General features: G+C 65.1%; 23 protein-coding genes. 12 read left to right on the top strand and 11 right to left on the bottom strand.

Translation table 11 applies throughout. The features are described 5' to 3' along the window. Positions 1-531 (bottom strand): hypothetical protein (locus DA085_RS20360; protein ID WP_202619346.1); only part of this gene is annotated, 531 nt, incomplete at its 3' end. A gap of 331 nt (positions 532-862) precedes the next feature. Here DA085_RS20360 and DA085_RS20355 point away from each other — a divergent pair. Further along, positions 863-1,864, top strand: coding sequence for a helix-turn-helix transcriptional regulator (locus tag DA085_RS20355; RefSeq protein WP_109474827.1), 1,002 nt, complete (start codon positions 863-865; stop codon positions 1,862-1,864). A gap of 462 nt (positions 1,865-2,326) precedes the next feature. On the opposite strand, the gene DA085_RS21080 is transcribed toward DA085_RS20355, so the two are convergent. The 3 genes from DA085_RS21080 to DA085_RS20345 form a co-directional block, all read right to left on the bottom strand. Then, a complete protein-coding gene (locus DA085_RS21080) occupies positions 2,327-2,497 on the bottom strand; it encodes a hypothetical protein (protein WP_154402275.1) in 171 nt (56 codons plus the stop codon). 196 nt (positions 2,498-2,693) lie between these two features. After that, positions 2,694-2,999, bottom strand: coding sequence for a helix-turn-helix domain-containing protein (locus DA085_RS20350; RefSeq protein ID WP_109474832.1), 306 nt, complete (start codon positions 2,997-2,999; stop codon positions 2,694-2,696). 5 nt (positions 3,000-3,004) lie between these two features. Then, positions 3,005-3,355, bottom strand: a complete 351-nt coding sequence (locus DA085_RS20345; RefSeq protein WP_109474826.1) for a type II toxin-antitoxin system RelE/ParE family toxin — start codon at positions 3,353-3,355, stop codon at positions 3,005-3,007. 597 nt (positions 3,356-3,952) lie between these two features. Between DA085_RS20345 and DA085_RS20340 the strand changes: the two genes are divergently transcribed. Then, positions 3,953-4,759 carry an alpha/beta hydrolase gene (locus DA085_RS20340; RefSeq protein WP_109474825.1) on the top strand — a complete coding sequence of 269 codons (807 nt, stop codon included), beginning with the start codon at positions 3,953-3,955 and terminating at the stop codon, positions 4,757-4,759. Between the two features lie 99 nt (positions 4,760-4,858). Beyond that, positions 4,859-5,341, top strand: coding sequence for a DUF1203 domain-containing protein (locus DA085_RS20335; protein ID WP_109474824.1), 483 nt, complete (start codon positions 4,859-4,861; stop codon positions 5,339-5,341). A gap of 75 nt (positions 5,342-5,416) precedes the next feature. Here the strand turns inward: DA085_RS20335 and DA085_RS20330 are convergent, their stop codons facing one another. Both DA085_RS20330 and vapB read right to left on the bottom strand, forming a co-directional pair. Further along, positions 5,417-5,827 carry a PIN domain nuclease gene (locus DA085_RS20330; RefSeq protein ID WP_109474823.1) on the bottom strand — a complete coding sequence of 137 codons (411 nt, stop codon included), beginning with the start codon at positions 5,825-5,827 and terminating at the stop codon, positions 5,417-5,419. After that, positions 5,818-6,081 (bottom strand): type II toxin-antitoxin system VapB family antitoxin, encoded by a 264-nt coding sequence (vapB, locus tag DA085_RS20325; RefSeq protein ID WP_272914508.1) that lies wholly within the window; start codon positions 6,079-6,081, stop codon positions 5,818-5,820. Before vapB ends, DA085_RS20330 begins: the two co-directional genes overlap by 10 nt. 291 nt (positions 6,082-6,372) lie before the next feature. Between vapB and DA085_RS20320 the strand changes: the two genes are divergently transcribed. Genes DA085_RS20320 through DA085_RS21770 form a run of 4 tightly spaced genes read left to right on the top strand, consistent with a single transcriptional unit; the run spans position 6,373 to position 8,227 of the window. Further along, positions 6,373-6,666: a helix-turn-helix domain-containing protein gene (locus DA085_RS20320; protein ID WP_237565642.1), complete on the top strand. Its 294-nt coding sequence runs from the start codon at positions 6,373-6,375 to the stop codon at positions 6,664-6,666. Next, the gene (locus DA085_RS20315) at positions 6,663-6,914 is read left to right on the top strand and encodes a PIN domain-containing protein (protein WP_109474821.1); all 252 of its coding nucleotides are present in this window, start codon (positions 6,663-6,665) and stop codon (positions 6,912-6,914) included. The genes DA085_RS20320 and DA085_RS20315 overlap by 4 nt, the downstream gene beginning before the upstream one ends. Beyond that, on the top strand, positions 6,911-7,747 hold the full coding sequence (locus tag DA085_RS20310; RefSeq protein ID WP_109474820.1) for a VapC50 family PIN domain-containing toxin: 837 nt from the start codon (positions 6,911-6,913) through the stop codon (positions 7,745-7,747). The genes DA085_RS20315 and DA085_RS20310 overlap by 4 nt, the downstream gene beginning before the upstream one ends. Before the next feature lie 48 nt (positions 7,748-7,795). Further along, complete coding sequence (locus DA085_RS21770; RefSeq protein WP_109474819.1) at positions 7,796-8,227, top strand: DUF309 domain-containing protein; 432 nt, start codon at positions 7,796-7,798, stop codon at positions 8,225-8,227. Between the two features lie 125 nt (positions 8,228-8,352). Here the strand turns inward: DA085_RS21770 and DA085_RS21075 are convergent, their stop codons facing one another. Further along, positions 8,353-8,595 (bottom strand): hypothetical protein, encoded by a 243-nt coding sequence (locus tag DA085_RS21075; RefSeq protein ID WP_154402274.1) that lies wholly within the window; start codon positions 8,593-8,595, stop codon positions 8,353-8,355. A gap of 194 nt (positions 8,596-8,789) precedes the next feature. On the opposite strand from DA085_RS21075, the gene DA085_RS20300 reads away from it, so the two are divergent. From DA085_RS20300 to DA085_RS21070, 3 genes are all read left to right on the top strand, one after another. After that, positions 8,790-9,107, top strand: a complete 318-nt coding sequence (locus tag DA085_RS20300; protein ID WP_237565641.1) for a YciI family protein — start codon at positions 8,790-8,792, stop codon at positions 9,105-9,107. A gap of 343 nt (positions 9,108-9,450) precedes the next feature. Beyond that, a complete protein-coding gene (locus DA085_RS21765) occupies positions 9,451-9,720 on the top strand; it encodes a DUF309 domain-containing protein (protein ID WP_237565640.1) in 270 nt (89 codons plus the stop codon). 106 nt (positions 9,721-9,826) lie between these two features. Further along, on the top strand, positions 9,827-10,540 hold the full coding sequence (locus DA085_RS21070; RefSeq protein WP_154402273.1) for a hypothetical protein: 714 nt from the start codon (positions 9,827-9,829) through the stop codon (positions 10,538-10,540). 311 nt (positions 10,541-10,851) lie between these two features. On the opposite strand, the gene DA085_RS20290 is transcribed toward DA085_RS21070, so the two are convergent. After that, positions 10,852-12,519, bottom strand: coding sequence for a DUF6119 family protein (locus DA085_RS20290; RefSeq protein ID WP_161958591.1), 1,668 nt, complete (start codon positions 12,517-12,519; stop codon positions 10,852-10,854). A gap of 726 nt (positions 12,520-13,245) precedes the next feature. Here DA085_RS20290 and DA085_RS20285 point away from each other — a divergent pair. Together DA085_RS20285 and DA085_RS20280 are read left to right on the top strand one after the other, a co-directional pair. After that, the gene (locus DA085_RS20285) at positions 13,246-14,556 is read left to right on the top strand and encodes an AlbA family DNA-binding domain-containing protein (protein ID WP_109474816.1); all 1,311 of its coding nucleotides are present in this window, start codon (positions 13,246-13,248) and stop codon (positions 14,554-14,556) included. Between the two features lie 385 nt (positions 14,557-14,941). Next, on the top strand, positions 14,942-16,063 hold the full coding sequence (locus DA085_RS20280; protein ID WP_109474815.1) for a three-Cys-motif partner protein TcmP: 1,122 nt from the start codon (positions 14,942-14,944) through the stop codon (positions 16,061-16,063). On the opposite strand, the gene DA085_RS20275 is transcribed toward DA085_RS20280, so the two are convergent. From DA085_RS20275 to DA085_RS20265, 3 genes are all read right to left on the bottom strand, one after another. Continuing rightward, positions 16,060-16,806, bottom strand: coding sequence for a DUF5131 family protein (locus DA085_RS20275; protein WP_237565639.1), 747 nt, complete (start codon positions 16,804-16,806; stop codon positions 16,060-16,062). The two genes, DA085_RS20280 and DA085_RS20275, sit on opposite strands and share 4 nt — an antisense overlap. 306 nt (positions 16,807-17,112) lie before the next feature. Further along, positions 17,113-17,637: a phosphoribosylamine--glycine ligase gene (locus DA085_RS20270; protein WP_109474813.1), complete on the bottom strand. Its 525-nt coding sequence runs from the start codon at positions 17,635-17,637 to the stop codon at positions 17,113-17,115. A gap of 60 nt (positions 17,638-17,697) precedes the next feature. After that, a complete protein-coding gene (locus DA085_RS20265) occupies positions 17,698-18,549 on the bottom strand; it encodes a hypothetical protein (protein WP_154402272.1) in 852 nt (283 codons plus the stop codon). Between the last annotated feature and the right edge of the window lie 246 nt (positions 18,550-18,795).

Raw genomic sequence — 18,795 nt, 5'->3', positions numbered from 1 at the left:
GGGGTGTAACTCTTCCTCTTGGCACCCATAAGGGCATCCTCTCCTGCCAGGCAAAACCTGACGGTCAGGATGTCCACCCAACGGGGTCAACCTCATGTCCCCCTTCGTGGCGGTGGGCTTGACGTCGCGTGCAGCCTTGCCGAGCAGGCGGCCGAAGCTTTCGGCCTCGCCGTGGGCAAGCGTGCCGGCAACGGAGTCGATGCTCGCGAGGCGCTGCTCCACCTTGAGTCCGGGCGGGGTGCTGGCGCCGCGACTGCGCGCGTTGCTGCCCTCCTTGCTCTGGACGATCACCGGTGTGCCGTTGACCTTGTCGTCGGTGTAGCCCTGCTCGACCAGGGCGGAGACATTGAACAACTCCCGATCCAGGTAGGTGCCGACCAGCGGTGAGACCTCCGAGGGGATCACGTAGTAGTCCTCATCAGACTCGATGGTCTGAAAGCTGCTCTCCACCCCCTTGTCCTCAACGATTGCGGACCCCCTGCCCTCCGCGTCCGCCTTCCAGTGCACGACGTCACCGGTGATCAGCGTCACTTGGTGGGACTCGCCGTCGTTGTTCGGGGCGGCAGCGCCCGTGTGCGGGCTGGGTGGCTCAGCCCCTCCTGAGCCCGCTGCTGGCGCCAGCAAACTGGCCGCCAGCGCTAGACCGACGGCCGGGGCAAGCACTCCACGTGCCTGTCGCACCCCGACCCGAGCCGGGTTCGGCTTCATCATTGAAAGTCTCCTCAGATGTAAACGAAGCGCTCCTCCCCAAGAGGGCACTGTGGGCGAATGCCATCCGAGTGTCACAGTGCCCTTCCGCAAACACTAGGATTCTGAGTGTCGTATTCACGCCCACATCCGCAATACGTCTCAAGGAGAGTCGATGGGTCTGGACCTCACCGCCCTCGGGCTGAGCACCGACGAAAGCGCCTTCTACCTACTCCTCCTCGATCGTCAGGCAGCCTCCTCCGCAACCCTCGCTGAGGAGTGGGCGCCCGAAAGAGAATCGGTCGGATCGCTGCTGCGATCGCTGCAGGTCAAAGGCCTGGTCACCACACTGGCCGGGCTTCCGGTGCGCCATGCAGCCATCGCCCCGGACGTGGCACTCGACAACCTCGCTCGAGTTCGCGAGCAGCAAATCACCGCCGCGCGGGCCCACGTTCACGAGTTGACCGAACGGTGGCGACGCGTTGGACGGGCCACCATCCCCGCCGAACTCATCGAGATTATTGTTGGCCGTGAAGCGACCTCCCAACGGTCGGAGCAGATCCAACGCTCAGCAACTGAAGAGGTCCTCATCATCGACGCGCCACCATATGCCGGGCCCGCGGTCGAGAACCCCCATGAGCTGGAAGTGCTCCCAGCCGGAACGGTGCGCTATCGGTGCCTCTACGACCGATCCAGCCTGGAGGTGCCCGGCAAACTGGCATCGATCAACCGCCTGACAGCTATCGGCGAGGAAGCGCGTGTGGCCGCGGACCTGCCGATGAAATTGGTGATGGGCGACCAGGCCGTGGCCATGGTGTCCCTGGAGTCAGCCCCTGCCTCAATCACCGCGGCCCTGGTCGTACACCCCTCAGCACTCCTGAACTCCCTGCGGCTGCTGTTCGAAGCCACTTGGCGATCAGCGTTCCCGATGCGCAATGCCGAAGACGCCCGGCAGCAACTCGGCACGCTCGACAGCACCAGCCGCGAGCTGACCGAACTGGAGAACCAGATCATCCCACTGCTGGTCACCGGGATGACCGACCAAGCGATCGGCCGCCAACTCGGCCTCGCCGAACGAACCATCCAACGAAAGGTCCGCACCATCATGACAAGCCTGGGCGTCACCAACCGACTCCAATTAGGCCTCCGCCTAGCCCAGCAAGGCTGGGGGCCCTGAACCGGACGAACCCACCAACCGTCAACGGAAGCAGGGGTCCTCGGCGCCAGGAGGCGCCAACCGATTGTGCAAGGTTCGCCGCTCGGGTTGTGCAACCTTCCCTGCATCTCGACACCGGTACTCGAGTGCGTCGACGGCTGCCGACCCTCCGCCACCTCCGAGCATGAACCACTTGCCTGAGTGATGAGCGAGCACGTGGATTTCCTGAACGTTGCACCCCACGCTCCTGCGCAGAAACATCGTGACCGCGATGTCGCCGGCAACGTCCACAGCCATCGAGACATGGCGCCGCCGGCGGCTCAACCGAGTGACGGGGGCGAGCTCACGGGACTCAATAAGTCGCAGGCTCTCCGTCAGGGCGTCATATCCCATCCCTCCAACCTACGTCGGCTCTGAAGAGGGAGGCACCCATCACGTGCATAACAAGCAGTACCGTGCGTTGTCGAGCCGGCTCGTGGGCCGCTACAACCCTTGGGTGAGCCGCCGCAGCGCCTCGACGCCGAGCTCGTCGTGTGAGCTGGTGAGCAGTTCTTCTAGGTCAGCGGCGAACGGCAGTTGCTTCGGAGAGGTGCTGGCCGCGGCGTCCGCATAGAGCGCGACGCCGGGGTGCAGGGCGATCAGAAGAGCAGCCACCTTGAGATCCGATGTGTCGCACTCCTGTGCTCCGCGGAACCTCGCAACGGCCGCTGCCGCACTGAGCAAATTGCGAGCATCGTTACTGAGGCGTCGCATAATCTCCTCGGTCTCTGAGCGCGGACTGTTCCGTGCCCACGAACTCTGCCACGGAACAGCCTGGCAGCGGCAGTTGCGCGTAGGCCGCTCAGTCAGATCAGGCGACCTGGACCCTGTCGTCCCCGATGACGTATTCGATCGCCATGTCTCCGCCGACAGCCTGGAGGTAGTTGCGGATGGTGCCGATCTTGGCGCTGTCGAGGTCCCCGTTCTCGATCTTTGAGACCTGGCGCTGGCCGACACCGATTCGCTCAGCCAGCTGGGCCTGGGTCAGCCCAGCCTCCTCACGCAGTTCCCGCAGTCGGTAGGCGCGCACCTGGGTGAGCATGCGCCGCTTGTGCTTCTCGACCTGCTCTCGATCCACCGGGTGCTCGGTGAGGAAGTCGCTGATGGTCCTGGCCATGTCGCTCACTGTCCTTCCAGTCTGCGTAGGTGCTCGTCGAACAGGTTGTCGGCGAGGGGGATGTTCTTCTTGTACCAACGCTGCCAGTTGCCAGCCTTGTCACCAGCGATCAGCAGGATGGCCTGCCGCTCTGGGTCGAACGCAAACAGGATGCGCAACTCGGATCTCCCCGACGAACCGGGCCGCAGCTCCTTCATGTTGCGGTGCTGGGAACGGCTTACCGTGTCAACGACAGGTCGTCCAAGCTGTGGACCGCGGTCTTCGAGCAACTCGATCGCAGCAACAACTTGCTCTCGGGATCCTTGGTCCAGCGAAGCGAGCCATCCCGCGATGAGCTCGATGTCAACGCTCCACATCACCTCACTCTAGACCCTCCAAGGTCTGAACGCCAAGCCTGGAACGTGCGCCAGGAGACGTCCGCACATCGGCAGATGATCGAGATGCTCGAACCCAGGTAGCCCATAGTGGAGCCCAAGTGACGCGCCCGGAGGCTCTCCGCTGGGGAATCCAAACTCTTCCGCGTGCATCTCTCATGCGGCGCGCGTGCACGGTGAATTGAGGGCCGCACAGTTTACCTTCGTACTGCCCACCTCGGCGGCGACATCGGCACGTCCCGCACCAAGGGTGTGCTGGTCGAGAGGGAAGGCGCTTGCTGCGGTCCGACACCCGGCCGCACGAGGTGCAGCTCCCGCACACCGGTCATGCCGAGGTGGAGGCGCCGTGTGGTGGAAGGAGTTCCGCTGCCTCGCCGAGGATCTCATCGGCGACGGGGAGCACGCCGTGCCGGCGGTCGGCGTCTGCGGTATGGGGTTTCTGACTTTGATGAGTCCGCTCGCCCGGAGGAGGGTCGGGTGCGGATCTGCAGAACAGGGTGCTTGCGGCATACCCGCTTATGGGCGAATGCTGCATCAGGCTCGCACCGACCGGCTGGTGAGGCGTGGTGCAATGGCGAGATGGGTGAGCTCGAGGTCACACGGCGCGACCAGCTGACACCGAACGTGACGGAGACGGCCTTCTTCGTGCCGCGCGACGATTCGTCTGTGCCGGCCATCGCGTGGCTGCCGCCCAGTGCCGACCGCCTGCCTCCCGTCGTGTTGTTCGGTCACGGTGGGAGCGGGCACAAGGCCATCGACCGGCATCGTCGGATGGGGTCACGGCTGGCTGGCGAGTTCGGGATCGCAGCCCTGGCCATCGATGGGCCGTATCACGGGGACCGGATTGTGCCTGGCGACGGACCCCTTGACTACCAACACCGGGTGGTCGCGGAGGGACCGGTGGCCGTGCACGAGCGGATGCGAGATGACTGGCTCACCGTGCTGTCGACTGTGGGGGACGAGCAGATGGTCGACGATGAGTTCGTCGGCTACCTCGGGGTGTCGATGGGGGCGCGGTACGGGATCGTGTTGTGTGCGGCGCTGGGGGAGAGGTTGCGCGCGGCCGTGATCGGCAAGTTCGGTCTCATCGCGCCGGATCCCATGATGGCCGCGATGGCAGCCCATGAACTCGTTCGCCGGTCGGCCACGGCGATCACCGCACCGGTGCTCCACCATGTCCAGTGGGACGACGAGGTGTTCACTCGCGACGGTCAGCTTGAGCTCTTCGAACTGCTGGGGTCACCGCTCAAGCAGTTGCGCGGCAGGCCTGGGCGGCATGCCGTGACCCGTGCTGTCGACGAGGACAGCTGGGTCGAGCATCTCGTGCGGAACCTGCAGCCGCCGGACAACCGGAGTGAGGCGTATGCCGCGGGGCTGGAGTTGTAGGTCAACCCCGGCCCGGCGGCATACCCAGTGTTGGGGGTGCGCGGACCATCGCGCTGGCTGGTCATCTCACGTTCTGTGCCCGGCGCGCGACTGCCGGGCATGACGACCTATGTTCTCGAGGCCATCGACCCGGCCGAGCTCGCGCCCGTGCGTGCCCATCGGGTCGACGCCCACGGCAATGCGGTCACGGTGTTCGCGTCCCTCCAGGGAGGCGAGCAGATGCGCTGTTGCCTGGAGCTGAGCGAGCGCGGGGACCGAGTGGCCACCATCGCCCACGCACCGCTGGGGGTGCCGGGTCCCTACCGGGAGGTCGGGCCGGTGTTCGTCCACGCCGAGGCGTGCGCAGGGCGCCCGCCCGGGCCGGAGGTCCCCGACTGGTTCGCGGACGCGCCCCGGGTGCTGCGTGCCTACACCTCCGCGGGCACGATGCACCACCCTGCGAATCGCGTGGTCGAGACCGGTCAGAGCGTCGCGGAAGCGCTCGCGAACATGTTCGACGACCCGGTTGTCGCAGAGGCGCACGTCAGGAACCTGGTCGCCCAGTGCTTCATCGCCCGCGCGGTGCGGCAGCGGCCTGCTTAAGACTACGCAGCCTCTCGCCCGGTTCGCGATGGATTGGGCTTGGCTGAAGAGGGCGTGCGGCTGGCTGCTGGGCCCTCACAGGTGGAGTCGTTCGGCAGGCTGGCCGGTGATGCTGGCGATGAGGTCGAAGTCCTTGTCCAGGTGAAGCACCGTGAGGCCGGCCAGTTCTGCGGCGGCGGCGATGATCAGGTCCGGGATTGACGGGGCGCGGTGCAAGCACTTCCCGGCTAGGAGGATCTGCACCTCAAGTGCCCGGTCCTCGATCGTGCGAGTCAGATACTCCACCGGCATTGCCGCCACTGGCGGTTTGGTGAACATCGACCGGGCGTCATCCTCGCTCCGTGCGGAGTAGCCAATCTCCAGCCGTGTGACGTTGGTGACGCGAATCAGGCCTCGTTGGATCCGAGCTGCCCACTCCTGGGCGTCGGGACTGTCGGCCAGGCGCACCAGTGCCGACTTGTCAATGAGCCATTCGGTCACTGCCACGCCGAGTCCATCACCTCGGGGTCGGCAAGGTCAGCAAACCGGTCGGCGAAGGCGCGCAGATCTCCAACAGAGACCGGCGAACTCTCGCTGGCCGCGTCCGCAGCGAGACGTCGGCGGATGTACTCCACGCGGGACAGGCCCAATCGAGCGGCGTGCGCGTCCACACTCGCCAACACCGCTTCAGGCACGTCGCGGATCAACACGTCGGCCATCATGACCACCTCCTGATATCTGATGATATCATGCACCGCCATCCAGCCGAGTGCGGCCCGGCGCCCTGGCGAGCAGTCCCGGATCGCGCCGGAAGGACGCACGCTGCGGGCGAGCCGCTGGAGGTCTGGCGGGCGCACTATCGCGCCATCCCGGTTCCGTTTCTTTCGTTTGGAGCTTAGGCTAGGTGCATGGGTAGCACTCAGACACGGGCCACGCCTCAGGATGTTCCTATCGATGAGGCTCTGCGGCTACGGGACGCTGCAGCTCAGGCCCCGACCCTCCGGCTGGGAGATAGCGAGCTCGAGTTGAGTGATGGTGCCCGCCGTTTGCTTGTGGAGGTGTTCGCCCGCCTGGCCAAGGGTGAATCGGTTCTCGTGGTGTCGGCGGACGAGATGCTCAGCACGCAGGAAGCCGCTGACCTGTTGCGAGTGAGTCGTCCCACGCTGGTGAAGATGCTGGACGAGGGCGTTCTGCCGTTCGAGCGGCCGGGTACGCATCGTCGCGTGGCCAGACGCGCGGTCCAGGAGTTCCTGGAGGGTCGTGCTGAGCGCCGGGCTCGCGCGATGGAGAGGTTCGCAGCCACGGAGGACCCCTCTGACACCGACGACTACATGACGACGCGTTGACTGGGCCGGTCGTCCTGCTCGACGCCTGCGTGCTCGTCCCCTACCCGCTGGTCTCTGCGCTGCTCACGAGGGCCGAGCACGAACTGTTCGAACCACGCTGGTCCGAACAGATCCTCGACGAGGTCGAACGGACCCTTACCGCGAAGCTGAGCGTTGACCCCGATAGGGCTAGGTATCGGCTCAACCACATGGAGGCTGGTTTCCCCGAGTCCTCGGTTCTCGGTTCGAGCACCTCATCGAAGAGATGACCTGCGACGCCAAAGACCGGCACGTTCTCGCTGCTGCGGTGGCTGCAGGCGCCGACTTGCTCGTCACCGTGAACCTCAAGGACTTCCCGGAGAGTTCATACCAGCAGTACGGGCTCGAGGTCATCGATCCCGAGACTTTCCTCAGCAGGCTCAACGTCCACGACGAAGAGGCCTGCATCAAAGCACTCAACACGGACGCGGGGCGACGTCGCAACCCGCCCATGACCACAGCGCACCTGCTCGCCCAACGGGCGAGCCATGCGCCGACCTTCGCCAACAACGTGCACCAGCGGATACAGGGCGGCGTCGGTCCTGAATCAGACGTCCCGGCACTGGTGGCTGCCGAACTGGAGTCGTCGCCGATGCATCGGGCCCTGACCGCCCCTGATCTACAAGATCCGCTGAGCGTCGCGGCCAACTGGTGGAAGGCGCTGCTGGGCAGGGACCAACTGCTGGACATCCTTGACTCTCTAACCTTCCATCCACCCGCCTGGCACGGATACCAATGGGCAGCGGATTTGCTGGATGACAAGTCGATCGCCACCAAGGTGTACTACGCGGTGGACGCTCCCGACGACCTGGCCTTCGTCCGGTTCGTCCCAGAGATAGCACAAAGCTCCCGAGTATTCGCGGACTACACCGTCACACGCGGCGCCTACCTGACCATGGTGCGCCTACCGGACAACACCTGGCGTGTTTGGGGCCTCGGCGGATCGATGGTGTCAGCCAAAGACGTCGGGGTGCCTCCAGCCTTCCCGCACGGTGGGCACCGACGGGCCAGAGTGAACGCAGGCAACGGTCGGGCGGGCCCGAGCCCCGGCGCGGCGAAGTGACGCACACACACCGCGCGGTGATCGCTTCCTTTTTGGGAGGATGGTCGCGTGAGCGGGCCACAGCGTGATCGGGACGCCAGGGGCCGTGCTCGCCAGGCAAGACCCCGCGACGCGCTGGGTCGGCCCCTGCCCTATGGCGCTGAGGGTGTTGAGCCGGTCTCGGAGGAGCCGTTGCCGCCGGAGGTGGCGCTCAGGACGGCTCGAGAGCTCATCGATGTCGGCCGTCCTTTCGCTGCCCACGAGGTGCTCGAGGCGCGTTGGAAGGCTGGACCGGTCGAGGAGCGGGACCTGTGGCAGGGGCTTGCCCAGGTCTGCGTTGCTCTCACGCACGCGGCACGGGGAAACCATGTCGGGGCGGAGCGACTGTTCGAACGGGCGGCAGGCAGACTGGCCGCGTTCGCCTCGACAGGACGCAGGGCGTACGGCGTTGACGTCAGCGAAGTTGCCAAGCAGGCACAACGTCACGTCGGCAGGTTCTGAGCACTCGTGTCGACCGGGTCGGTTCAGCGCGAGCGCCGTCGGTCACGTCGTCCAACCGACCCCGCCGCGCCCGACTGGCGGCGATGTGACGCGCGTGCGAGGAGCCACGACCGGACAGGCATGGGTCAGCCGAGACGAGCCGCCTCGACCGTGGCGAGCCATGTTTTGCCCTCCCCGTTCGGGTCCTCGCCTTCCCCCAACGCAAGCATTTGCTCGTACCAACCGCCGGGCCAACCGTTCACTGGCACGGCGTACGAGACCCAAAACCGTCGGACGCCGTTTCGGGTGTTCCAGGTCTCCAAGATGCCTGGGTACCAGCGGTCCCGCTCTTTTACCCAGACGCGATCCGCAGCGGGTGTTTCATCCATGAGCCGACGATAGGGCAGCAGGCAGTCGGGATGCCGAGCTCACGCCGTATCGCGGCGCTCTGACGCGTGAAGTCGGGTTCGCATGGAAGCTTGGGCCGGCAGGGCAGCCGATGAGTTCCCGTGTTCAGGAAGGTCCAATCGCCATGACCCAATATCTGCTGTCCGTTCCGCATAACTCCGACGAGGAGCCGACCATGGAGACCATGGACCCGGCCGAGCTCGAGGCGGCCCTGGCCGCCACTGGTGCGATCATCGAGGAGCTAACGTCGACCGGCGCCTTCGTCTTCGCGGGCGGGCTAACGCCACCCTCGAGCGCGATCACCATCGACAACACGGGCGAGTCGTTGAGCACCGTCAGCGGCGCCTTCGTCGAAGCCCCCGAATACCTCGGAGGCTTCTGGATCATCGACGTGGCCGACGAGAAGGCCGCGCTTGACTGGGCCGCCCGCGCATCGAAGGCCCTCGGGGGCCGGATCGAGGTTCGGGCCTTCCAGGTGCCACCCGGCGGGTGAGTTCACTCGTCGAGAGACTCAAGCAGGCTGAGCCCCGGACCTCCGCACGTCGACGAAGGCCGCGTTCGTCGATTACCTGAACGCGGCGGTAGGACCCGCCTCCGGAATCACTGCATCAACGAACGGCGGCAGGACGCCCCGGTGATCGCGCTGTCCGTGCCGTCTCTTGGGAGACTGGTCGCATGACGGGACGTGATCGTGACCGGGACGCAGAAGGCCGCGCCCGCCAATCTAGGCCTCGCGACGCTTTGGGTAGGCCGCTGCCATATGGCGCTGCGGGTGTCGAGGCGGTGTCTGAGGATCCCCTCCCCCCAAGGAGACACTTGAGGCAGCCCGAGAACTCGTGGAAGCAGGCCGCCCGTTCTCCGCCCACGAGGTACTGGAGGCGCGTTGGAGGGCAGGCCCAGTCGAGGAACGCGATCTGTGGCAGGGGCTTGCCCAGGTCTGTGTTGCCATGACGCATGCGGCCCGCGGAAATCAGGTTGGAGCTGATCGGCTCTTTGACCGCGCCGCGGGGCGATTGACCGCGTTTGCTGCGACCGGACGCGGGGCTTACGGGCTTGACTTGGAGGAAGCCGTGAAGCGGGCGCGCAGTCACGTGGGAGGGCTCTGAAGCGCAAGCCCGGAACGCGGCGAATTGACGCTGGCGGGAGACACGCCGCGCGGCAGTGCCGGATTTGCGACAGCGACACCGTGAGGTGGAGTGAGGGAGCGATACGGTGCTCAATGTGGACGCAGCCTTAGATCACCTCAACCTCCAGAGCGCGCTCTCCGCACTCTCCGCACGGCGGCCCGTCTTCCACGCGGAGGCTGACTTCCAGCACGAGCTGGCCTGGCAACTGCACAGCGCTCACACGGACCTAGGCGTCCGACTGGAGGTGCGCGTTCCCCATCCTTCGCGGCCGGGCCACCGCGAACGTGTCGATCTGCTGCTGCTTACTCAAAACGGGCCCGTCGCCGTCGAGGTCAAATACCCCACTGACTCTCTGAGGGCAGTCCTTGGAGGCGAGGTCTTTGATCTACCCCGCCAAGGTGCACAGGACATTACTGGGTACGACGTCGTCAAGGACATCTACCGGGTGGAGCACTTCGTCCGTTCAGGCATGGCGGTGGCAGGGGTGGTGGTGGTCGTAACGAACGACGCGTCGTACTGGACCGACCCTGCGCACGGCCGTGCCACCGGAGCAGCGGCGTTCCGGCTCTACGACGGAACTACGCTTCAGGGTGAGCGTTCGTGGGGCGCGGCGTCAGGGCCGGGGACTCGCAAGGGTCGGGACGAACCGATTGGTCTCATGGACGCGTACACACTCCGCTGGAGCGACTATTCGCTAGTGCCGGGAGCGCCACGGGGCCGCTTCCGATCTCTGCTTGTTGAGGTTGGAGCCACACCAGCAGACGCCACGGCCACACGCTGCGGAGCCCGTAGGACTTGAAGGGGTTGCGCGGAAGAGTGAGAGCTCAGGCAGACGCCCGCTAGCGCTGCGGCAGATGCGTGCGTCGCATGCGGCGGAATGACGCGGACCCTGGCAAGTCCAACCTGAGGTACACCTTGCCGATGGTTCTCTGACTCGAGCGTGGCCGCTCGACCGTTGAGAGCCTGCGGGCCAGACGGCTGGCATGGCTGACAAGTCACGGTGCTGTTCGTCGTCACTGTGCTAACGCCGCAGAATCAGCGCGCGGCTGATCGAGCTTTGCCCTGGCGCCAGAGAAGCCGGATTCAGCACTGGTGCCGCTCGACCTTGCGTCATGGACCGGTGGGCGGAGATGGCGCCGAGGCCTTCTTGGCAACTGCCATCTTCGTCGGCTTCTTACGGGGCTTGGGTCGTGGCGCGCCGACATAGGCATCTTCTACGAGTATCACGACGGTCTCCGTCTTCATGCTTGTCAGCGCCCGGTAGGCCCGGCGCAGGCTGATGCGCGAGAAGAGGGGAAGCGCGGCCGATGCGAGGCTGGTGTCGTTCTTCGTCACGATCACGTACTCAACTTTGAAGGCCAGTGCCGCAAGGCCCGACAGGTTGAAGCCATCGTCGCGGTCAGTGATCAGGCCTTTCAGTTTGTCCCGGGCCTCCGGCACGCCATTGAGGAGATCGACTGAGTTGGTGCCCTGGCTGAAGAGGTGACTCAGGTCTGACGCGCTGACACCCAACTTCACGTGGGTCAGCACGAGATGACCGTCTTCGGCCCGGGCCACGTCGCAGGGCTCAACCTGCTTCTGCCCCTCCGGACTCGTATTGGTCTTATCGAGAAGCACCGAGCCGGGCCAGTGGGGGACGAGCTGAAGTTCGTTGTATCCGGCCTCCAGGTGCTCGGTCCTGGCGGGCAGGCCGGCGTCCGTGAAGAGCGGGTCAATGTCGGTGGCCAGGGTCTTCAGGTAGTCCGCATCGACTCGATACCACGTGCCCTCGCTGAGGTGGTGCGCCTCGTCCTGGCCATCTAGTGAGGTCTCAAAGACGAGGGACCTGTAGATCGAGTAGTCGCCCTTCTTGATCTCGTCGTCGGTGGTCACGCCGAGGCGGTGGTGCTGTAGATCCTGGACGGTCAGCGCGTCAACCGTCTTCCCGTGAGCGGCCAAGTAGGCGTAGTAGTCGTCCAGGGCCGCGTCGGGGTACAGGTCGCTCTTGCCAGCGCCGCTGTACGAGACCTCGAAGTCCTCCTGGAAGTCAACGAGCTCCGGGATGGTGAGCGTGAGGTCGTCGCTCTTCGACTGGACGGCCTCCTCCAGCTTGTCATCAAGGAGCGTGAGGACGGCTGGGTCCTTCACAGGCTGGATGTTGGTGGCAGCAGGGAAGGCGGTGAGGTAGGTGTCCCTCTCGTAGACCTCGTAGATATCCTTCAAGAGAGGTGGCAGGTCCACCCGCACCTTCTTGGTGCTCACCCGCAGATTGCTCGCGCCCGTGGCGTGCGAGAACAAGGCCTTGTATTCCGGTCGGATGGCGCCGGTCAGCGAGCGCAGGACCGCGCTGTCCCCGTCGAAGTCGAAGTAGTTGATGTCGGACCGCTCCGGCAGTTGGGTGCGCCGTCGGCGCGAGGTTGCCGGGTCGAGTTCGTCCGTGTTCCGAATCTCCTTGGGGTCCACCGCGTTGAGCGTGGTGCGGAGGCCGAAGTCGTACTCGTACGCCTCATCACGGAGGTGGTGACGCATGTGGCCGAAGGTGAGCGCGAAGGTCCGATTGCTTGTCTTCACGAACACGATGGCTCCCGCGAAGCCCTGCGCGACCGGATCACTGATGCCGAAGTAGCCGCGCCACCACGGTGAGGCCGAGGGCTTGGTTGCCAGGAAGGTGGGCCAGGTCTCCCCAACGGCATCTTCGTGGGAGGCCTTCTTAAGTCCGTGGCCGGCCTTCAGTGCCTTGCCCGGACTCGTGTAGCCGTCCTTCAGCAAGAAGATGGAAAATGACCTCGCCTTCGCCATCTTTCGATTCCTCCCGTCGCCGTCCGGCCATCGTTCCATGACATGCGCCACAAGGCGGGCTTATGGCCTCGTGGCGTGCTGGCCACCCTGGACTATTCCTCGTGATTCGTCGACGCATCTTCGGCCCACGGCAACCGGCTCTAAGGGCCTCCTTTACGCGGGTCATCGTGGGCGGTACGCGGTGGCATTTCGCACTACCCAAGCGTGTGGGTGGGCCGAGTGGGTCGTTCGACATGCGACCGCCGTGCTACCTGGCCTCCCCGCGATGATGGTTGCTGGGGCTGGCAGCCCGTATCGGGCGTTCGTCACCAGGTGGCGGTTCCTGAACGACCAGTAGGCAGGGTGGCGACGGTCAGTTGAGCCGTCGCACGCGGACGGCACGCGCATCCCCTTCACGAGCATCTTGTCGTCCGAGATGACGACTTCGGGCCGGTAGGCGTACCGGTACTCGTATTACCCGTCCTGACGCCAGACGGCACCGTAGGTGAGTTCGAAATCGTCCCGCCGTCCCACCCGGACCACTCGCCTTCGACCAGCAGTGCAACGTGATGCACCTCCCTTAGCCCACGCTTGATGGCGAGACGGTAGGTCACGGGACCGACCGCCACTGCGCGCCGAGGTGGCTCAGCCCGAGTCCGGCCGTTCTTCGACGCGTGCAGGTGTTGACGCGGGCCATTGGAGTTCAGCATCCCACTGCACCGGGGGCGGTGCCTCTACGCTCGACATATGCCCGATCCGGACGACATCCAGGACTACGTGGAGCAGCGTCTCACGCTCGGGCACGAGGACCGTTCGTTCGAGGTCAAGGGGCCGTTGAACCTAACCGACAAGGCGCACCGCGCGAAGGTCGCTCGGGCTGCGATGGCGATGGGCAACCTCCGCGACGGCGGCTTCATCTGCATCGGCATCGACGAAACCCGAATGCGAGAGATGCTGCCTGGTCTCGACGATACCGAGTTCGAGCAGTGGAGTGACTTCGACAACGTGAGCGACGCGTTGGCCCGGTACTGCGAACCGCCCCTCACTTTCACGCGACATCCGCTCACGCTCAGTAACGGCGTGAAGGTCGTCGTGTTGGCGGTTGCGGAGTTCGACGACGTCCCGCACGTGTGCAAGCGCGATTCCCAGGGTGAACTCCACCGAGGCGCGGTCTACGTCCGACCGCGCGGGAAGCCTGAGTCGGTCCCGGTCCCCTCAGCCGCAGACATGCGGGATCTGCTGGATCTTGCCATCACAAAGGGCGTCCGCGAGTTCGTCCGCCGGGCCGGCCAGGCCGGCATTCCCCTCGGGCTCGCGCCCGCGCCCGAGGACGTGGACCAGGAGGCGTACCGGGCCGAGGCCGCCCGCGCCTGGGGCGAGCCGTCCCAGGTGATGGCCGACATCCTCGCCGCAGGCCACACCGATGTGGCGGTGCGACCGGCCGCGTTCGACGCCGGACGAGTCGACCCAGCGAAGCTGGAGCGGTTTCTCCTCGACCACACCGTCCGGTTGCGCGGCTGGCCAGTTCCTTTCGTCGACGACGGAGCAGGGCGCCACCGGTACCCGGGCGCGGTCGGCCAGGACATCGAGCCTCGGGTCGTTCCGCACTCAGAAGCCTGGCGGCTATGTACCAGTGGCCAGTTCCTTCACCGGCGGGTCCTGGTCAGCGACCTGCGCCACCTGGAGCAGGCGCAGCCGACCGACCCGTCCTCAACCGGTGTCGTCGTGGTGTGGGATGTCCTGCTGTACATGGTCGAGGTCGCCGAGCTTGGTGCGCGGATGGCGACGGCCCTCGAGGTCGACCACGTCGCGTTCGACGTGACGCTATCCGGCATCGCGAACCGCGAGTTGGTCTCCGGCGACTGGCAGCGTGAACTGCATGGCCCCTACCGGATGGCGTCCAACGAGCTGGAGACGCAGCTAGGTGTAAGCACGACCAGGCTCGTCGCCGACACGCGGACGGTCGGTGTCGAGCTCGCTCAGGGGCTGCTGAGGCAGTTCGGGCTAGGTGTCCCCGACCAAGTGCTCTTCGATTGGCAGGAGCAGGTCTTCCACTAACGTCGACCCGCGGTATCCGGACTACCGGATCAGGCTCCTGCTCAAGCCGCTGTGTTTGATTGGCCTTCCAGCGGCTTACGGTCGCCGCTCCGATTTGAAGAGGTTGACGTTGCCCTGTTCTCGCGTGAGGTCGCGCCTGCCCAAGGGAGTCGGACCTAGGAGGCGAGCCAGCACGGCGACCAGCGCGGCGGCGGGTTCGAGAGTCGTGCAGTTCCACGCGCCGACCCGCGCCCCTGGCAATGAGATGCTATACCAGTTGAGGAGGCGTCACGAGCACTGTCGGAGACCTTTCATAGAAGCACCGTTGCTGGCGCCAAGCGACGGTAGGGTAACGCCACTTCTGCCTCGGTCACCGAGGCGTTTGTCCGTTTGAGGGAGGAACAAGATGGAAGACTCCGACCCGGGAATGTGGGACTACCCGGAGCACACCGAGGCAAAGCACGACATCCTCGGGAAATACCTCGACGCTTGGTATCCCATCATCGCCAGTGGTTACGGCCGGGTGCTGTTCATCGACGGCTTCGCGGGCCGCGGTGTGTACAACGACAGCTCGCCGGGTTCGCCCATCATCGCGATGGGAAGGCTGCTGAACCACTCGGCGTGGAGTCGTATGAGCCACCGGGAGTTCGTGTTCGTCTTCATTGAGCACGACGCGGAGAACGTCGAGTCGCTACGCCAGGCCATCGCGGACTTCCGGGCGGACTGGGAGGCAGAGCACGGCCCGTGGCCATCCAACGTCAAGTACGACGTGAACGAGGGAACGTTCACCGACCACGCGACCGAGATCTGCGACTATCTGGACGAGCAGTACGCGAACCTCGCTCCGACCTTCGCATTCGTAGACCCCTTCGGCTGGACCGGGATGCCGATGTCTCTGCTCGCCCGGCTCTTGAACTACCCGAGTTGCGAGGTTTTCATCAACTTCATGGTCGGCTTCGTGAACCGCTTCGTGACGCACCCGCACCAGGGCAGCAACATGAACGAGTTGTTCGGGCTCGACGTCGACGCCATCCTGGCGGACTACGACGGAGGCGACCGCGTCGATCACCTGCGTGACGTCTACATGCGCCAGTTGACCGACGTGGCGGGGTTCCCTCACGTCCGCTGGTTCGCGATGAAGAACAGCACCGGAAACATCGGCTACTACCTTCTCCACGGCACGCGCTCTGCGCTTGGTGTCGAGAAGATGAAGGACGCGATGTGGAGAACCGCTCCGGACGGCGATTACTCCTTCTCAGACCGGTTGGCCGGCATCGACGTTCTGTTCCAGCCTGAGCCGGATCTCGGGCCACTGCGCAAGGCCCTCGTTAAGACCTATTCGGGGAAGAAGGGCGTCATTGTGAACCCGGACCTCCAAGAATGGGCCATCCTCCACACGCCCTACCGGAAGCCCCATCTCACCCAAGTGTTGCGGGACATGGAGAAGGAGGACCCTCCGCCGTTCACGGCGAACCGCCCGAACGGGAAGCGTCAGTTCGCGGCTGGCGTCACGCTCGACTTCGGCTAGCGCGCAAGCGCTAGTTCGGGCATCTCGTCCCAGTGGCGGCCGTCGAGCTCGCGACCGTGCTGCTTCGGCGTGCGTCCTCCCCACTGCTTGAAGAAGAAGGCGATGTCTGCTTCCACGCACTGGTCACGGATGTCCGCTACCCAAGCAGGGTCCATTGGACGTGCGCGCGGTCCCGACTCTCCGCCCGCGATCACCCAGTCGATGCCGCTGAGGTCGAGGTTCGGAAGTGCGGAGAGCAGCGGCTCGCAGGACAGGAACCGCGTCCTGGCCGCGACATCGCGAAGATGGTCGATACGCGACACGACGTCGCTGGACTCTACCGAGACGCCCATCCAGAGGTTGGTCGGCCAGTCGAGTCGGTCGGATATGCGGAGAAGCCGTAATGACCGCTTGGTGAGCACCTGATACGTGTGCTGAGGCGTCTCCCGGATGACATCGAAGACGTCGCGGATGAAGCTAACCGGTACCTTGCCGTGAAAGAGGTCGCTCATAGAGTTGACGAAGATAACCTTGCTGCCTCCCCAGCGGAACGGTTGTTGGAGCGCCCGCGGGTGGACGGTTACGCCAAACCCCGGCCCAGATGTTCTGGGGTCGCCGTCGTTCTGGTACTTCTCGGCACCCATGGCCTTCAAGCGCTTGGCAAGTGTGAGTGCGTAACAGTTGTCGCAGCCCGCTGCCACCCGGTCGCATCCGGTGACCGGGTTCCAGGTCACCTCGGTCCACTCGATGTTGGTCGCCGCCACCACAATCCTCCTGTTCGAACAGTCGTTCGACTTACCATATGCTACCGACTTTCTAGGCCGTTCGCGGGTATGGCGGGGCGCGGTGCGCGAAGTTGGACCTCACACTCGCCCTTCCGCTTACTTGGCGGCAGCAGTTCGTCGCCTCTTCGCGCGCTGCTGGTGGAGAATCGACGTGCTGCATCCTCCTATGCGCGGTCGACGCCGCGTCAATGGGCGGAACTGACGTCATCGCCCGGGGTTTTCACTCGCCAGCACCTGCGGCTCCGCGACGCCGCCCACTGTAGGCGAGCCTCCGCTTCCGCGACCTCAGACTCGCAGCGTCTGCGGCGTCTCCACGGCCTTGCCAGTCGCCAATTGGGCCACCATGTAGACGCCGGTCACCGACTCGTCCAAGACCTCCCGAGCGCTCGTGGCAAGCCTGACCGCATCGTCGGCCGCCACATACCAACTCGCATTTGTGCCAGGTTCCAAGCGGTACGGCAGGTCCGGCCCGATCCGCTCGGCGAGCGGGACGAGGGTCATGACGCCGCCGCGGGTATGGACGGCGACCTTATCGATCGTGACCGGCGCTCGACCGTGATTGGTGACCTGGATGCCGACGACCTGAGGTCCATCGTAGCCTTGACGGCGAAGCCCGGCGACATCGATCGCCCGGCCACTCGAGGGCACAGTTCCGACAATTGCAGCGCTGCCCAACCAGAGCCCGTGTTGCAGACTCGCGCGCGGGCGGCCCGCGGAGAGCAGCCACTGGGCGATCTGCCAGCCGAGCGAGAGCCCCGCGACTAAGAGGGAGACCGCCGCGAGGAGGAGTGCCAACGACTCGGGTTCCATGCTCGCGGACAGTACCCGCTGCCGCCGAGGCGATCCCTCAGGCATGCATGCGGATCATCGTCAGGGTTCGGAAGAACTCCCGGCGCAGTCAACCGCAACCGCCAGGATGCCATCGCAGTAGTCGGCAACTGCCTTGTGCACACTCCGGAGACGCGTGGCAAGCGAGCCCCACGGCCGGCCTGGCCGCCCTGTCGGGCCAGGGCTGGCCTGTACGTCTTCGACATCTACGTCGAACTCGACGTCCAGGTCGAAGTTCTCCGGAGAGATCGCATGGCCGCTGGCCACCTTGATCCTCACGAGCGTATCCCCGTCATGAATGACGCCTTCGGTACCCACATCGAGCACCTCGATCACGGCAGGGTCAACCCTCATTCGGACGCGAACGAGATACAAGGCCAACCCCTTTGGCGTCCTGTGGCGGTCGAACCGAGCCAAGTCATGCAGGATCGCGAGCGAGTTCCATGACGGGAACTCCGCACGGTAAGGCTGGATCGTCTCCAAGGCGTCGACAACCTCAGTCGGTAGCGCTTCGTAGCGACCTGCTTGGGACGTCCACTGTCTCGAGGTCTCACGGATTGGCCATTCGAGCCTCTCGGCCCTCGGGGGCGGGTTCTGGCCCGAGGTGATGACCGCGACGGCGTACAAACAGTTGTCGAGGGCGGCGCGCATTTCGTATAGGAACTCACCTAGGACTACGGAAATCTCAGCTGGGATGACGACGTCTCGTCTGAGCTGGACGCAAGTGCTGCCGTCGGCCTCGGGTACTAGCTCGGTCCGATGCGGCTTCTGGTTCAAATAGTCGGACCAGAGATCTCCGAAGTTCTCGAAGTGCGTGACGGCCCGATCCAAGCGCGCCCCAAGGAGACGCAGATCTTCGTCTACGCGGGCCAGGAGGGCACGCTGCTTTTCCATCACTCGAGTATGGTGACACCTCGCGCGTCGTCTGAGGGGGCTGCAGGCGAAGGGCCGCTCATCTCTCGGCGTGAGAGCGCGACATGCGCGCTTGTGGGTAGCCCATACTGGGCGAAATGACGCGCCCGGAGGTTCACTGCTGGCATCCGACTTCGCGGCCATTGTTTGAGAGGGTCGGAATCCAGAGCGGTCATCTGGGCGGACCGATGCGGACGTACCTGCTAGACCGTGAACAGCCGCCTCGCA

It is taken from the genome of Ornithinimicrobium cavernae (genome assembly GCF_003121625.1).
Classification (GTDB): domain Bacteria; phylum Actinomycetota; class Actinomycetes; order Actinomycetales; family Dermatophilaceae; genus Ornithinicoccus; species Ornithinicoccus cavernae.
Note: the sequence above shows the minus strand (reverse complement) of the source record. Positions and strands in the feature narration are given on the sequence as shown.